This window comes from Paraburkholderia sp. GAS82 (assembly GCF_050436285.1).
In the GTDB taxonomy this organism is placed as follows: domain Bacteria; phylum Pseudomonadota; class Gammaproteobacteria; order Burkholderiales; family Burkholderiaceae; genus Paraburkholderia; species Paraburkholderia phenazinium_B.
This window is the reverse complement of the sequence record NZ_JBNDLX010000017.1, coordinates 26139-40741: the sequence shown is the minus strand read 5'-3', so window position 1 is coordinate 40741 and position 14603 is coordinate 26139. Positions and strand designations below refer to the sequence as shown.

General features: G+C 60.3%; 13 protein-coding genes. 8 read left to right on the top strand and 5 right to left on the bottom strand.

Translation table 11 applies throughout. From position 1 onward, the window contains the following. The first annotated feature begins 262 nt into the window (after positions 1–262). Positions 263–1858 carry a YadA family autotransporter adhesin gene (locus P3T17_RS36025; RefSeq protein ID WP_429411705.1) on the top strand — a complete coding sequence of 532 codons (1596 nt, stop codon included), beginning with the start codon at positions 263–265 and terminating at the stop codon, positions 1856–1858. A gap of 163 nt (positions 1859–2021) precedes the next feature. On the opposite strand, the gene P3T17_RS36020 is transcribed toward P3T17_RS36025, so the two are convergent. Further along, the gene (locus P3T17_RS36020) at positions 2022–2867 is read right to left on the bottom strand and encodes a MurR/RpiR family transcriptional regulator (RefSeq protein ID WP_429411703.1); all 846 of its coding nucleotides are present in this window, start codon (positions 2865–2867) and stop codon (positions 2022–2024) included. Between the two features lie 290 nt (positions 2868–3157). On the opposite strand from P3T17_RS36020, the gene edd reads away from it, so the two are divergent. The 4 genes from edd (at position 3158) to P3T17_RS36000 (ending at position 7889) form a co-directional block, all read left to right on the top strand. Further along, a complete protein-coding gene (gene edd / locus P3T17_RS36015; protein ID WP_429411701.1) occupies positions 3158–5041 on the top strand; it encodes a phosphogluconate dehydratase in 1884 nt (627 codons plus the stop codon). Between the two features lie 2 nt (positions 5042–5043). Next, complete coding sequence (gene eda / locus P3T17_RS36010; RefSeq protein WP_074262465.1) at positions 5044–5685, top strand: bifunctional 4-hydroxy-2-oxoglutarate aldolase/2-dehydro-3-deoxy-phosphogluconate aldolase; 642 nt, start codon at positions 5044–5046, stop codon at positions 5683–5685. A gap of 328 nt (positions 5686–6013) precedes the next feature. Next, a complete protein-coding gene (locus tag P3T17_RS36005; RefSeq protein WP_429411699.1) occupies positions 6014–7381 on the top strand; it encodes a GntP family permease in 1368 nt (455 codons plus the stop codon). Positions 7382–7391: 10 nt separating this feature from the next. Then, positions 7392–7889, top strand: a complete 498-nt coding sequence (locus P3T17_RS36000) for a gluconokinase (RefSeq protein WP_074262463.1) — start codon at positions 7392–7394, stop codon at positions 7887–7889. Here the strand turns inward: P3T17_RS36000 and P3T17_RS35995 are convergent. From P3T17_RS35995 to purB, 4 genes are all read right to left on the bottom strand, one after another. Further along, positions 7886–8176 (bottom strand): hypothetical protein, encoded by a 291-nt coding sequence (locus P3T17_RS35995; protein WP_429411697.1) that lies wholly within the window; start codon positions 8174–8176, stop codon positions 7886–7888. The two genes, P3T17_RS36000 and P3T17_RS35995, sit on opposite strands and share 4 nt — an antisense overlap. Beyond that, a complete protein-coding gene (locus P3T17_RS35990) occupies positions 8173–8658 on the bottom strand; it encodes a DUF2778 domain-containing protein (RefSeq protein WP_429411695.1) in 486 nt (161 codons plus the stop codon). The genes P3T17_RS35995 and P3T17_RS35990 overlap by 4 nt, the downstream gene beginning before the upstream one ends. 10 nt (positions 8659–8668) lie before the next feature. After that, positions 8669–9151, bottom strand: coding sequence for a type VI secretion system tube protein TssD (tssD, locus tag P3T17_RS35985; RefSeq protein WP_429411693.1), 483 nt, complete (start codon positions 9149–9151; stop codon positions 8669–8671). Between the two features lie 196 nt (positions 9152–9347). Further along, a complete protein-coding gene (gene purB, locus P3T17_RS35980) occupies positions 9348–10736 on the bottom strand; it encodes an adenylosuccinate lyase (RefSeq protein ID WP_429411691.1) in 1389 nt (462 codons plus the stop codon). A gap of 187 nt (positions 10737–10923) precedes the next feature. Here purB and P3T17_RS35975 point away from each other — a divergent pair, with 187 nt between their 5' ends. The 3 genes from P3T17_RS35975 to P3T17_RS35965 all read left to right on the top strand — a co-directional run bounded on the left by P3T17_RS35975 (position 10924) and on the right by P3T17_RS35965 (position 14569). Next, positions 10924–11880: a LysR family transcriptional regulator gene (locus P3T17_RS35975; protein WP_429286599.1), complete on the top strand. Its 957-nt coding sequence runs from the start codon at positions 10924–10926 to the stop codon at positions 11878–11880. A 202-nt stretch (positions 11881–12082) separates the two neighbouring features. Continuing rightward, entirely contained in the window at positions 12083–13387 is a 1305-nt protein-coding gene (locus tag P3T17_RS35970; RefSeq protein WP_429411689.1) for a Glu/Leu/Phe/Val family dehydrogenase, read from the top strand. A gap of 288 nt (positions 13388–13675) precedes the next feature. Further along, positions 13676–14569 (top strand): glutamate/aspartate ABC transporter substrate-binding protein, encoded by an 894-nt coding sequence (locus P3T17_RS35965; protein WP_074262457.1) that lies wholly within the window; start codon positions 13676–13678, stop codon positions 14567–14569. The last annotated feature ends 34 nt before the right edge of the window (positions 14570–14603 follow it).

Sequence of the window (14603 nt, the reverse complement as noted above, 5' to 3'; positions counted from 1 at the left end):
AGCGCGCACGTTTCTGCGAATTGAAATCTGTGTATCTAATGGGGACAACTTAATGAATAAAATATCTCGGTCAATGTGGAACGACGTCACGTGCGCATGGACAGCAGCTTCAAAATTTATTCGCGCCTCTGCGAAAAAATCCTCCGTAAAGAATGGTGTTCTTTCACTGGTTGCGGCCGGCTTTCTTTCTGCCGGAACAGCGTATGCGGCGACAGCTCCCGTTGCGGTTTTTAATGACGCTACCGACGATACCTGTGCCGCGGTGAACGATGGCATTCCAGGCGGCGGCACCACTACCGCTCTGACTTCGCCGGCCTGCCAGGCGACCATCGGCAATAAGAGCAGTTCCCAAACTGCGCTCGCCAGCAATACGTCTCTCAACCTTATCTCGAACTCATCTGGCCTGATTGCCAGAGGTGGCCTGGAGATTTTCGGCGACGGTGTTTCTGCCGGGTCTCCCGTTGCGTACCTTCATGGTCAGCTCAGCCTGTTTAGCAATGGCACGACCTCGGGCACCGCGAACAAGATTATTGGCGTGGCGGCGGGCACGGTGGTGGCGGCTAGCACGGACGCCGTGAACGGCAGCCAACTGTATGGCGTTTCGCAAAGCGTCGCGGGTGCATTGGGCGGCAACTCCACTGTGAATCCGGATGGTTCGGTCGCGAGACCGCAATACGACATCGGAGGCAGCACGTTCTATACCGTCGGCGATGCGCTGAATAATCTGGACGGCCGCACAGCGCAGAATACCGACAGCATCGCGAATATCAACAGCATCCTGAACAACATCGGCGGTGGCGCGGGCATCATGTATTTCCACTCGAACTCGACGCTGGTGGATTCGCAGGCAATGGGGGTGGATTCAGTGGCGATCGGCGGCAACGCGCAGGCCTGGGACGAAGGCTCGGTCGCCCTGGGCGCGAACTCGGTGGCGAATCGTCCGAATTCGGTGTCGGTTGGCTCAGTGGGCAAGGAACGGCAGATCACCAACGTCGCAGCCGGTACGGCCGATACCGACGCGGTAAACGTATCGCAGTTGAAGGCGGCTGGTCTCGTGGACAAGAATGGCAACGCAAATGCCGCGGTCATTTACGATCATAACGCCGACGGTTCGGTCGACTACGGTAGCGTGACAATGGGCGGCGGCGCCTCGGGCGGAACGACGATCCACAACGTGGCGGCAGGTGTTACCGATACCGACGCAGTGAATGTCGCCCAGATGAATGCGGCGCTCGGCGCCGTGGCGAATGTCGCGGTCAATGCCACGAATCCGCTTTTCACGGCTAGCGGTGATCGCAATGCGGAAGCAGCAATGGCAAGCGGCACGCACGCTACGGCGATGGGCGCCAACGCCGCGGCTGCGGGTGTCAATGCGGTTGCAGTGGGTGCAGGCTCGGTCGCGCAGGCTGACAACTCGGTCGCGCTAGGTGCGAACTCGGTGGCCGACCGTGCCAACTCGGTGTCGGTGGGTGCGGTGGGTAGTGAACGCCAGTTGACGAACGTTGCGGCTGGGCAGCAGGGCACCGACGCGGTCAACGTGGACCAGTTGAACGCGGCCACAACGCAGGCGAATAGCTACACGGACACTCGCATCGCGGGTGTGCAAAACTCGATCAACGACGTCGCGAAGAATGCCTATGCCGGCGTAGCCGCCGCTATGGCGATGCCGAACATGACGCCGTCGGGTCCGGGCAGGACCGTCGTCGCGGCTGGTGGCGGAACATACAAGGGCGCATCGGCGGCCGCGGCGGGTGTTACCTATCGCTCGCTGAGCGGCCATTGGCTTGCGAACGGCGCGGTGTCTGTGACGTCGACCGGCGACGCGGGCGTGCGCGCTCAGGTCGGTTACGAGTTCTGAACTGGTTGCCTTGGATAGCGCACGGTAGCTGAGCTGAAATCCCCGGTGGCCGGAAGGTCACCACAAGTGAGGGGATTATCGTTCCCACCCTGCGTGCGAGTCGCGCTGCAGGGTGTTTTGTTTCTACGGACCATGCCACGCACGGCGCCACGCGTGACGCTGATCACGTCTGCGGATCGATCCTTCGGCGGTTGATCACTTCCTTTGCCTGCGCCAGTTTCTCCACCAACTCCGGTCCTCGGCTCAACGCTACCCCGACCGCGAGGATGTCTCCGATGGCCAGATGTGAGACGCGCGAGGTCATCGGCGAAAAGATATCCGTATCCTCATCCACATTCGCAAAGAGTCCGACGGTCGCCAGTCGCGCGAGGGGCGAATTGCCATGCGTGATAGCAATCACCTTTGCGCCTGCGGCCAGCGCCGCCTTGACCGCATCGACGATGTCGCGTGTGCGTCCCGTGTTCGAAATCGCCACCACGACGTCGCCTTCGCCTAGCAGCGACGCCGACATCAGAAACGTATGCGGGTCCGAATAGGCGACGCTCGGCATGCCGAGCCGGAAAAACTTGTGCTGCACATCGAGTGCTGCGACGCCGGAGCCGCCGGCGCCGTAAAACTCGATCCGCCGTGCTTTGGAAAGCAGATCGATGGCCGCTGCCACACTGTCCGACGACAGGTTGTTGCGCACCTGGATCAGTGCGCCGATAGTCCGGTCCAGCACCTTGGCCGCGACGCCGGGCGCCGGCTCGTCGGGCCGAACATCGCGATAGACGACCGGCACCTCCGCAGCGATGCCTTGCGCGAGCCGGATCTTGAACTCCCGAAAGCCCGAAAAGCCGAGTGCATGACAAAAGCGCGCAATGGTCGGCTGACTCACGCCTGCACGAGCGGCCACCTCGTTCATCGACAGATCCAGTACTTCGCGCGGCGCTTCGATCACGTAGTCCGCTAACTTCCGCTCGGACGGGCGCAACTGCTCGCGCATCGCTTCCACCTGGGACAGCATCATTGGAAAACTCGCACTATGCTGAAGAATGCGTGGACTATAGCTGATTGCTGAAGATGTACAAAAACTACATTTCGCGCTGTAGGTGTATTCCCTAAGTGATTCGCGTTTTTGGTCGAACGGCTTTGTAGTGGGCGTTTCATGGAATTCCGGGCGATGGAAAATGGAAAGATAGACGCATTGCGATCGTGTAGTTTTTCTACTAAACTCTCGATGTCGGTCTAATCCGACGTCCCCGCGATCCCCACCTGGCCCCGCGCATGTTCGCCCCAGCCAGCGACGAAGGAGCTTCGATGGTTTCCCCGCATTCGCAATTGCTCAAGGTTACGCAACGCGTAATCGAACGCAGCAAGCCTACCCGCGACGCCTACCTGGCCCGCATCGATAAAGCCCAGGGCAAGTTTCCGGTGCGTGGCGCGCTGTCCTGCGCGAATCTCGCGCACGGCTTTGCCGGCCTCGAGGGTAACGACAAGCTCGTGATCAAGCAGATCCGCGAGCCGAATATCGGCATCGTGTCGTCGTACAACGAGATGCTGTCGGCCCACGCGCCCTTCAAGAATTATCCCGATCTGATCAAGCAGGCCGCCCGTGAAAACGGTGGCGTGGCGCAATTCGCGGGCGGTGTGCCGGCCATGTGCGATGGCGTCACGCAGGGCAACGCGGGCATGGAACTGTCGCTGTTCTCGCGTGAAGTGATTGCGATGAGCACGGCGGTCGCGCTCACGCACAACATGTTCGACGCGGCGCTGTGCCTCGGCATCTGCGACAAGATCGTGCCGGGTCTGCTGATTGGTGCGCTGCAGTTTGGCCATATCCCGACCATCTTCGTGCCGGCTGGCCCGATGACGAGTGGTCTGGGCAACGACGACAAGGCGAAGGTGCGCCAGCAGTTCGCGACCGGTCATTGTGACCGCAGCGCGCTGCTCGAAGCGGAAGCCGCTGCGTATCACAGCCACGGCACCTGCACGTTCTACGGCACGGCCAACAGCAACCAGATGCTGATGGAAGTGATGGGCCTGCACCTGCCGGGTTCGGCATTTGTGCATCCGCACACGCCGCTGCGCGATGCACTTACGGCGCAAGCTGCGCGTCGCGTGCTCGACCTGACGGTGGAACGCGGCAATTACACGCCGATCGGTCATGTGGTCGACGAGAAGGCGATCGTCAATGGCATCGTTGCATTGCTGGCGACGGGTGGTTCGACCAATCACACGCTGCACCTCGTGGCGATTGCGCGTGCGGCGGGCATCGTGATCGACTGGGACGACTTCGATCAACTGTCGCAAAACGTGCCGCTGCTGGCGAAGATCTATCCGAACGGCAAGGCCGACGTGAATCACTTCCACGCGGCGGGCGGCGTGGCGTTCCTGGTCCGCAATCTGCTGGAAGGGGGCTTGCTGCACGAAGACGTCAACACCGTGGCGGGCAAGGGGCTTCATCACTACACGGAAGAGCCCAAGCTGCTCGACGGCAAGCTGACGTGGGTACCGGGCGTGACGGAGAGCCAGGAAACGGCTGTGCTGCGCGGCATCAAGGAACCGTTCCAGGCTGACGGCGGTCTGCGGCTGATGCAGGGCAAGCTGGGCCGCGGCGTCATCAAGATTTCGGCGGTTGCGGCGCAGCATCGCAAGGTGAAGGCGCCGGCCATCGTGTTCGATTCGCAGGAAGCGGTGCAGGAAGCCTTCGATAAAGGCGAACTGAAGCGCGACTTCGTGGCCGTCGTCCGCTTCCAGGGCGCTCGTGCAAACGGCATGCCCGAGCTGCATCGTTTGACGCCGCTGCTCGGCGTGTTGCAGGATCAGGGTTTCCATGTCGCGCTGGTTACCGATGGACGCATGTCGGGTGCGTCGGGCAAAGTGCCGGCGGTGATCCACGTGTCGCCGGAAGCGCTGCTGGAAGGCCCGATCGGCAAGGTGCGCGATGGCGACATGCTGGTGATCGACGCTGAAGCGGGCGTGCTCGACGTCGAAATCGATGCGGCCGAATGGGCGGCGCGGCCTGAGGCCGTCCCGCAGCATCAGGCGGAAAACGAAGTCGGCTTCGGCCGCGAACTGTTTGGCGTCTTCCGTGCGGCCGCTGCGCCTGCGGAACTGGGCGCTTCGGTGTTTGGTCCGATGGTGGGCGAAGTTCACGCAAGCGTTCACCCAAGCCACGAACTGCAGAAACAAGGAGTCTGACTATGACGGCAAAGAAAGTAAGCGACATCGTGCGTCTCGGCCCGGTGATTCCGGTGCTGGCGTTCGACTCGGCGGAACAGGGCGAGAACGTGTCGCGCGCACTGCATGCTGGTGGCGTAAAGGTGCTCGAGATCACGCTGCGTACGGCGGCCGGTCTGGAAGCCATCGAACGCGCGAGCCATCTGGCGGAAGACATCGTCGTCGGCGTCGGCACGATCACGAGGCCGGAGCACTGCGCGCAAGCCAAGAAGGCTGGCGCACAGTTCGGCGTGTCGCCGGGCCTCACGAGGGAGATGCACCAGGCTGCGCAGGATGCCGGCTTACCGCTGCTGCCGGGCGTGATGACGCCGTCCGACATCATAGTCGCGCTGGAACTCGGCTATGAGATCGTCAAATTCTTCCCGGCCCAACAGGCCGGTGGCGTGCCGATGCTGCAGGCCTTCCACGGTCCGTTCCCGGCCCTGAAGTTCTGTCCGACCGGCGGGATTACGGCTGAAACCGCCCCCAATTTCCTCGCACTGCCGAACGTTGTGTGCGTGGGCGGCTCCTGGCTCACGCCGAAGGCCGCACTCGCGGCGCAGAACTGGGATGAAGTCACGCGTCTCGCCCGTGCGGCAAGCGAACTTGCTGCACCGGCGCATTGAGTTCGGACTGAGTCGAACCGAATGATGCTGGAGGTGGGACAGCAAGCACCAGCATCCACGTAAGCAGTAGATGGAGCAGAGAGTGACGTCAGAGTCCGGCTGCATCCGAAGAAGCCTCGCCGCTGCAGCCGTTAAGGCCGCGACGGCGAGGCTTCTTTTTAATCCGCGTGCAGAGTTTCCGCGCGCTCATCCTCAAACAGACAGTAAAATTGGCGTCCACGTGATTACCGGTGACACTGCCGTTTCACGTCAGGCGTAGAGACAGGCAGCGCGAGAAAGTCTGCACCGCGTTTGCAACTAGAACCAACAATGCAAAAGGAGGAGCTCCATGGGAGCTAGCCATGGCAGCTTGCTGCTGATTTACGCGGTGGTCGCCATCGCCGCGTTGATCCTGCTGATTACGCGCTACAAGGTCTATCCGTTCCTTGTCCTGATCATCGTGTCGCTGCTGCTTGGTCTTGTGGCCGGCATGCCGATGGGCACGATCGTCAAGTCGTTCGAGACCGGCAACGGCAACACGCTCGGGCACATTGCGATCGTGGTTGGACTCGGCACCATGCTCGGCAAGATGATGGCCGAATCCGGCGGGGCGGAACGCATTGCGACGACGTTGATTGACAAGTTCGGCGAAAAGCATATCCACTGGGCGATGATGGTCGTGGCGATCATCGTCGGTTTGCCGGTGTTCTTTGAAGTGGGCTTCGTGCTGCTGATTCCGATTGCGTTCAACGTCGCGAAGCGAACCGGCAAGTCGCTGTTGCTGATCGGTTTACCGATGATCGCCGGTTTGTCCGTCGTGCACGGGCTGATTCCGCCGCACCCTGCCGCGATGCTCGCCGTGCAGGCGTATCACGCGGACATTGGCAAGACGATCGTGTTTGGCCTGATCGTGGGTGTGCCCTGTGCGATTGTCGCGGGGCCGCTGTTCGCGCTGCTGGTCAGCCGCTACATCAAGTTGCCCGAGCATAATCCTCTGGCTGCTCAATTTCTCGGCTCGGCTGGCGACGACAAGGCAACGAAGCGTGAGCTGCCGAGCTTTGGCATCACGCTGTTCACGATTTTGCTGCCGGTGATTCTGATGTTGATCGGCAGTTGGGCGGACCTTGTGTTCGCCCCAAAGACCTTGCCGAATGACTTGCTGCATTTCGTCGGCAACTCGGATGTGGCGTTGCTGATCGCGGTGCTCGTCAGCTTCTGGACGTTCGGCGCGAAGCGCGGCTTCAATCGCGAGCAGATCCAGAAGTTCTGCGGAGAGTGTCTGGCGCCGATCGCCGGCATTACACTGATCGTCGGTGCTGGCGGTGGCTTCGGACGTGTGCTGATGGATAGCGGTATTTCGAAGGAAATCGTCAATGCGGCGACTGCGGCGCATCTGTCGCCGCTGGTGTTTGCCTGGTGCGTGGCTGCGCTGATCCGTCTTGCCACAGGTTCGGCTACGGTTGCCATGACGACGGCCTGCGGCATTGTCGCGCCTATCGCGGCGGCGGGAGGCGTGCAGGTGCGTCCGGAGTTGCTGGTGCTGGCGACGGGTTCGGGCTCGCTGATTTTTTCACACGTCAACGACGGCGGATTCTGGTTGATCAAGGAATACTTTGGAATGACGGTGGGACAGACGTTCAAGACGTGGTCGCTGCTCGAAACCATCATTTCCTTGACGGGTTTGGGGTTGACCTTCGCGCTCGCGACGGTCCTGTAAGGAGTATTGAATGATTCTGATCGGAATGGGCGTCTCGGGCGCCGGCAAGACGCGGATCGGCGAGATGCTGGCGGAGCGTCTGCACTGCAGCTTCACCGATGGCGACGCGTTTCATAGCGCAGCCAACAAGGAGAAGATGCACAAAGGCATCCCGCTGACGGACGAAGACCGTTGGCCCTGGCTGAAGACGATTCGTGCGGCGATCGAAGAGAAGCAACGGGCGGGGGAGACGGCGGTGTTCACGTGTTCGTCGCTGAAGCGTTCGTATCGCGACGTTCTGCGTGGAGGTGGTGATAAGGACGTGGTGTTTGTCTATCTGAAGGGCTCATACGAGGTGCTGCACGAGCGTCTGGCGACGCGCACCGGACACTTCTTCGATCCTTCGTTGCTGCAAAGCCAGTTGGATACGCTTGAAGAGCCGGGTGCGGATGAGGCAATTACGGTGAGTATCGAGTTGACGCCGGATGAGATCGTGGATGAAGTTTTGAAGCAGATGAAGCTTCGTTAAGATCGTATGAAGTACCGGCGCAAAGCAATGTTGCAAAGCAAGACGCCGGCTCCTACGAGCACCAACGACACGAACAGATAGAGAAGTAGCGCGAGTACTTCCATGTCGTCGGGGTTTGCCAGTTCGGTATGCCCGGAAATTCTCAGTATTGCTCGGATGAACATGTCGACTCCGTACGGCATGTTCATCGGTAACGTGTCAACAAAACGCACAAGGCCCAATGCGCCGGCAATCGTTACGGCGATATTTCCCAGAACCAATAACGGTCTTACAAGAATTTTTTTCATCGGACCTCGACGGTTCCGTAAGCCTTGAGCGTCGCTCCGGGAACTGGCAAATCCGGCGCGTGCGAGCGTAGGTAGCGCGAGAGGCGATCGAAGTCGGAAGGATCGACAACGGTTATACAGCCTTCGCTTAGGCGGCGCGATCCCATCGGATGCAATCGAAAGTTGCCCCGCTTGATGCCATTTATCATCGTTGAATCGCCTGTCTTCGGGTTCCATAGCATGAACCATTTTTTGTGGTCCGTTGTGCCGAGGCCGTACTCGCCCCAAAGGTCGTAAAGAAATCCTAAACGACCGCCCGATTTTCGGTCAACGATATAGTAGGTCCCTTTGGGAAGCGGTCCGACATCTTCCCGGTCGACGTATGCCGGATTGTCTCGGCCGTCCTTCTGCCCTGAAAACGCCGCCATTGGGCCTGCTCCGGAACAATGAAGCCACGATGTCCGCTGGTCGTTAAGATAAAATGTACACCTGACCGCACGCATTCAAAGCTCCTCAAATCAGGTTCCAGGCGTCCTTGAAGATCAGGTTCCCATCCAGATAGGACCATTGAATTTCCTCGTACATGAACTCGACGACCTCGACGTGATTTTGATGCGCGCTCGCCTGTTCTTTTATGTTGGGTACGCGAGGAGAAACCGAAACTACCTTGACGTTGCGCATCAACATGTTGAAGTACTCTTCTTCGCAGCCCGCCTCATTGACCCGGTACCACTTTAGTTCGGCTGACGCCAACGTCATTCCCCGGGCGACTGCCTGATATAGGACCGGGGAGGACTTATCGATTTCTTTTTCTATGATCAGCGGTCGATGCGAGCGTCCCCCCATTAGCTTGCCCGTGTAACTGTCCGCCGGTGCATGCATACCATGGGACAAACTCAGCACCTCGATACTGTGTTCGCGACCCACTACCTGGCTTGAGCCTCTGATGTCGGCGCCACCGTCGTCCTTGAGCCAAAGATGCAAGGGAATTGCCATGACGAAACCCCGTGGTCAAAAGATGTCAATGTAAGGGTTGCATCTGGGTCAATTGTTAATGTTTGTTATCGTGCCATCGCCGCTAATTCGCGCTACCTACGACTCCAAAAACAAAAATGCCGTTCAGTGTTTAACTGAACGGCATTTTTCCGAATTGTGGCGCTGCCGCTAACCGCAGCGATTACTGCCGCCCAGCTTAAGCAATCCGCTTGGCCAGCTCAATCGCCTTGCCCACATACGAAGCCGGCGTCATGGCCAGCAAGCGTTCCTTCGCATCCGCAGGAATATTCAACCCGCCAATAAACGTCTGCAGCGCCTCGCGCGTAATACCCTTGCCGCGCGTGAGTTCCTTCAGCTGCTCGTACGGATTCTCGATGCCGTAACGGCGCATTACGGTTTGCACCGGCTCAGCCAGGACTTCCCAGCAGTTATCCAGATCTTCGTTCAGACGCGCGGGGTTCACTTCGAGCTTGTCCAGACCGCGGATCAACGCGTCATACGCCAGCAGCGAGTAGCCAAACGCGACGCCGATATTGCGCAACACGGTCGAGTCGGTCAGATCGCGCTGCCAGCGCGAGATAGGCAGCTTGTCTGCCAGATGCCGCAACGTTGCATTCGCCAGCCCGAGGTTGCCTTCCGAGTTTTCGAAGTCGATCGGATTGACCTTGTGCGGCATCGTCGACGAACCGATCTCGCCAGCCTTCAGACGTTGCTTGAAGTAGCCGAGCGAGATATAGCCCCACACGTCGCGGTCCAGATCCAGCAGGATTGTGTTGGCGCGCGCGACGGCGTCGAACAGTTCGGCCATATAGTCGTGCGGTTCGATCTGGATCGTGTACGGATTGAACTTAAGTTTCAGACGCTTCTCGACCACTTCGCGCGAAAACGCTTCCCAGTCGAACTCAGGATAGGCGGACAAATGCGCATTGAAGTTGCCCACCGCGCCGTTCATCTTGCCGAGCAGTTCAACGTTCTCGATACGTTCGATCGCGCGCGAGAGACGCGCCGCAACGTTGGCGATTTCCTTGCCGAGTGTGGTCGGGCTGGCTGGTTGACCGTGCGTGCGCGACAGCAGCGGTTGCGCGGCTTGCGCATGCGCGAGCGCGACGAGACGCGCGTGCACCGAACGCAGCGCCGGCACGATTACGTGCTCACGCGCACCCGCGAGCATCAGGCCGTGCGACGTGTTGTTGATGTCTTCCGAGGTGCAGGCGAAGTGGATGAACTCGCTCGCGCGTTCCAGTTCCGGCTGACCCTTCACCGATTCCTTGAGCCAGTATTCGACGGCCTTCACGTCATGGTTGGTGACGCGCTCGATTTCCTTGATGCGAGCGGCGTCGTGCGCGGTGAAGCGCTCGGCCAGTTGCAGCAGGAATTGCTCGGACGCCGCCGAGAAGCGCGGCACTTCAGCGAAACCGGCCTGCGACAGCGCGATCAGCCAATGGATTTCGACCGTCACGCGATGGCGCATGAACGCGGCTTCCGAAAGCCATTCGCGCAGGGCTTCGGTTTTCGACGCGTAGCGGCCGTCGAGCGGGGAGAGCGCGGTGAGCGCGAACAGGGTATCGGGGCGGGTGTCGGACATGATGGAGGCGTGAGCGCTCGGTGAGCAGATCGGAACGGAGGGAACCCGGAATTTTACCACCGGACGGGCATGCTCCTGATTCGCCGGCCTATTGCCGCTAACACCGGCTATTGCGTCAAACGTCGCGGCGCCGGCATCGCCCCGCTAGAATGCTGACTTCTCCTCCCCTGCCGGCCGCACGCTCCGCATGGAACTGAAATGGCTCGAAGACTTCGTTTCGCTTGCGGAAACCCGCAGTTTTAGCCGTTCTGCGGAGTTGCGGCATGTCACGCAACCCGCGTTTTCACGCCGTATTCAGGCGCTCGAAGCGTGGCTCGGAACGGAACTGATCGATCGTTCGGTTTATCCGACGCGGCTCACGGCCGCGGGTCAGGTGTTCTACGAGCAGGCCTTGGCGATGCTCTCGCAGTTCCACGAAGCACGTACGCTGTTGCGCGGACACACGGCGACGCCTGCTGCGACGATCGAGTTCGCGGTGCCGCATACGCTCTCGCTCACGTATTTTCCGCGCTGGCTGCAACGCATCGAGGCGCAGTTAGGCCCCGTGCATACCCGCCTGCGCGCGCTTAACGTGCACGACGCGGTGCTCTCGCTGGTGGAAGGCGGCTGTGATCTGGTGATGGGCTACCATCATCCGAGCCATCCCGTAGCGCTTGACCCCGCGCGTTACGACATGCTCACGCTCGGCATCGAGCCGATCAGTCCGTTCTCCGCTCCGGGCCGTGCGGGTCGCCCGCGCTACACGTTGCCGGGCACACCTGACGAGCCGGCACCGTATCTGTCGTACACGCCGAACGCGTACCTTGGCCGCATGACGGAGGTGATCATCGCCAATGCGCCGACGCGTCTGTCGCTGGACCGTCTTTACGAAACCGACATGGCCGAGGGACTCAAGGCGATGGCGCTGGCTGGCCACGGCATCGCCTTTTTGCCGCATAGTGCGGTGGAGGATGCAGTTGCCGAGGGCAAGCTGATCCGCCTCGACCGTGCAACGCGCGGCACCGTGGAAGGGCAGTTCACATTGACCATGGAGATTCGTCTGTATCGCGACAAGCTCGCGGTGCAGGGCGACGATGCGCGTCACGTGCTGGCGCGCAAGCTCTGGGACACGGTCACCGGCGAACTCGCTCAGGACGCGGTGTAAGCTCGCCGCAAGCCCATCACGTGCGCTATGTGCGGCGAGACGCTCGTCATTGCGACGGCGTATTGTTACGCTCTGCGCGACAGGTTTTTGCGGAATTTCAACGTTATGCACGAAAGACATAACGGGATGATCAAACGGCATTGGATTTCAAATTGGCGTTTTTCGACAATGTCGTCATTCGGTCAAAACGCTTGGAGCGTTCATGTCATCCCAACCGCAGTCCGCATCGTCGTTGCAATCCGTCCCGTCCTATCTGAATAGCGATAACCTCGGCCCTTGGGGCAACTATCTTCGCCAGGTCGACCGCGTCGCACCGTATCTCGGCTCGCTGTCGCGCTGGCTCGAAACCCTCAAGCGTCCGAAGCGCATTCTCATCGTCGACGTCCCTATCGAACTCGATAACGGCACCGTGGCTCACTTCGAAGGCTATCGCGTGCAGCACAACGTGTCGCGCGGTCCGGGTAAGGGTGGCGTGCGTTATCACCAGGACGTGACGCTGTCGGAAGTGATGGCACTGTCCGCGTGGATGTCGGTCAAGAACGCAGCTGTGAACGTGCCGTACGGCGGCGCCAAGGGGGGTATTCGTGTCGATCCGCGCACGCTCTCGCGTGGTGAGCTCGAGCGCGTCACGCGCCGCTATACCAGCGAAATCGGCATCATCATTGGACCGAATACCGACATCCCCGCGCCGGACGTGAACACGAACGAGCAGATCATGGCGTGGATGATGGACACGTACTCCATGAACCAGGGCCAAACGGCCACCGGCGTCGTGACCGGCAAGCCGATCGCACTCGGTGGTTCGCTGGGCCGTCGTGAAGCAACTGGGCGGGGTGTGTTCGTGGTCGCTGCGGAAGCGGCACGCCGTATCGGTGTCGATATTGAAGGCGCACGCATCGCCGTGCAGGGCTTCGGTAATGTGGGCGGCATCGCCGCACGCCTGTTCCAGGAAGCCGGCGCGAAGGTCGTGGCGGTGCAGGATCACACGGGCACGATCTTCAAATCGACGGGTATCGACGCCGTGGCGCTGTTTGCGTACGTGGCGAAGAATGGCGGCGTGGGTGGCTTCCCTGAAGCGGACACGATCGCGAACGAAGATTTCTGGACCGTTGAGTCGGACATCCTGATCCCGGCCGCTTTGGAAAACCAGATCACCGAGGAGAACGCCGGCAAGATCAGGACGAAGATCGTCGTGGAAGGTGCAAACGGCCCGACCACCACCGCGGCGGACGACATCCTGCATGACAAGGGCATCCTCGTGATCCCGGACGTGGTGGCGAATGCCGGTGGCGTGACCGTGTCGTACTTCGAATGGGTGCAGGATTTCTCAAGCTTCTTCTGGACCGAGGACGAGATCAACCAGCGTCTCGAGCGCGTGATGCGCGAAGCGTTTGCCGCGGTGTGGCAAGTGTCGAGCGAGCAGAAGGTTTCGGTGCGTACGGCAGCGTTTATCGTCGCCTGTAAGCGCATCCTCGAAGCACGCGAACTGCGTGGCCTGTATCCCTGATCGGACAGTATCCCTTTCCCCTGTCACGCGGCCGATGCACACGGCCGCGGGTCTCCTCGACGGGCGGCATCGTAATGATGCCGTCCGTTTTTTTGTTGATGCATTGCCCTGGCGCATGCAACCGGGTACGCCCGAAGGGCCTGGCAAGGTACCCTGTAATGCCTTGTGCTACAGGAATAGTGTCAATTCAATTACAGTTGAACAGATACGGTTCCTTGCCGGGCTTTGCAGGGGACCGGAGTAAGCTAGGCGCTCAAAGCGCTAGCTCTGGTCGAGAGGAGATCACCTATGAAGGTCAGGAAGGCTGCGCTGCTGGTCGCGACACTCGGACTGTTCGCAGGGGGCGCGCACGCTCAGGAGGCCGGTACATTAAAGAAGATCAAGGACACGGGCGTTATTTCTCTCGGGTACCGCGAATCGTCGATTCCGTTTTCGTACTACGACGAACAGCAGAACGTCATTGGTTACTCGCACGAATTCATGATGAAGATCGTGGACGCGGTCAAGCAGAAACTCAACACGCCTGACCTGAAGACCAAACTGACTCCGGTCACGCCGCAAAACCGCATCCCGCTGGTGCAGAACGGCACCGTCGACCTCGAATGCGGCTCGACCACCAACAACATGGAACGCGAGCAGCAGGTCACGTTTTCAAACACCATCTTCGTGATCGGAACCCGCCTGATGACCCGCAAGGATTCGGGCATCAAGGACTGGCTGGACCTCAAGGGCAAGACGGTTGTGACGACGGCCGGCACCACCTCCGAGCGGCTCTTGCGCAGGATGAACCAGGACAAGGGCATGGGGATGAACATCATCAGCGCGAAGGATCACGAGGAGGCGTTCCAGGCGCTCGCCAGCGGCCGTGCTTCCGCGTTCATGATGGACGACGCGCTGCTCGCCGGTGAGCGCGCGAAGTCGGGCCATCCAGCTGAATTCGTGATCCTCGGCGCGCCGCAGTCGGAAGAAGCGTACGGCTGCATGATGCGCAAGAACGACCCCGAGTTCAAGAAAGTGGTGGACGGAGCAATTGCGAAGATAGAGACCTCGGGCGAGGCGGACCAGATCTACCAGAAGTGGTTCGAATCGCCGATTCCACCCAAAGGCCTGAACCTGAACTTCCCCGAAAGCGACGCCATCAGGGCGCTTTTCAAAAGTCCGAACGACAAGCCTATCGACTAGCCGGGCATCCGTGCCGGGATGCCATCTCCCAGCC

Excerpts from the sequence above, each read along its gene's own strand:
- eda (WP_074262465.1), top strand. The coding sequence starts at position 5,044 with ATGACGGCAAAGAAAGTAAGCGACATCGTGCGTCTCGGCCCGGTGATT.
- P3T17_RS35990 (WP_429411695.1), bottom strand. The coding sequence starts at position 8,658 with ATGCGTGCGGTCAGGTGTACATTTTATCTTAACGACCAGCGGACATCG.
- P3T17_RS35970 (WP_429411689.1), top strand. The coding sequence starts at position 12,083 with ATGTCATCCCAACCGCAGTCCGCATCGTCGTTGCAATCCGTCCCGTCC.
- P3T17_RS35975 (WP_429286599.1), top strand. The coding sequence starts at position 10,924 with ATGGAACTGAAATGGCTCGAAGACTTCGTTTCGCTTGCGGAAACCCGC.
- P3T17_RS35965 (WP_074262457.1), top strand. The coding sequence starts at position 13,676 with ATGAAGGTCAGGAAGGCTGCGCTGCTGGTCGCGACACTCGGACTGTTC.
- purB (WP_429411691.1), bottom strand. The coding sequence starts at position 10,736 with ATGTCCGACACCCGCCCCGATACCCTGTTCGCGCTCACCGCGCTCTCC.
- P3T17_RS36000 (WP_074262463.1), top strand. The coding sequence starts at position 7,392 with ATGATTCTGATCGGAATGGGCGTCTCGGGCGCCGGCAAGACGCGGATC.
- P3T17_RS36020 (WP_429411703.1), bottom strand. The coding sequence starts at position 2,867 with ATGATGCTGTCCCAGGTGGAAGCGATGCGCGAGCAGTTGCGCCCGTCC.
- tssD (WP_429411693.1), bottom strand. The coding sequence starts at position 9,151 with ATGGCAATTCCCTTGCATCTTTGGCTCAAGGACGACGGTGGCGCCGAC.
- P3T17_RS36005 (WP_429411699.1), top strand. The coding sequence starts at position 6,014 with ATGGGAGCTAGCCATGGCAGCTTGCTGCTGATTTACGCGGTGGTCGCC.
- edd (WP_429411701.1), top strand. The coding sequence starts at position 3,158 with ATGGTTTCCCCGCATTCGCAATTGCTCAAGGTTACGCAACGCGTAATC.
- P3T17_RS35995 (WP_429411697.1), bottom strand. The coding sequence starts at position 8,176 with ATGAAAAAAATTCTTGTAAGACCGTTATTGGTTCTGGGAAATATCGCC.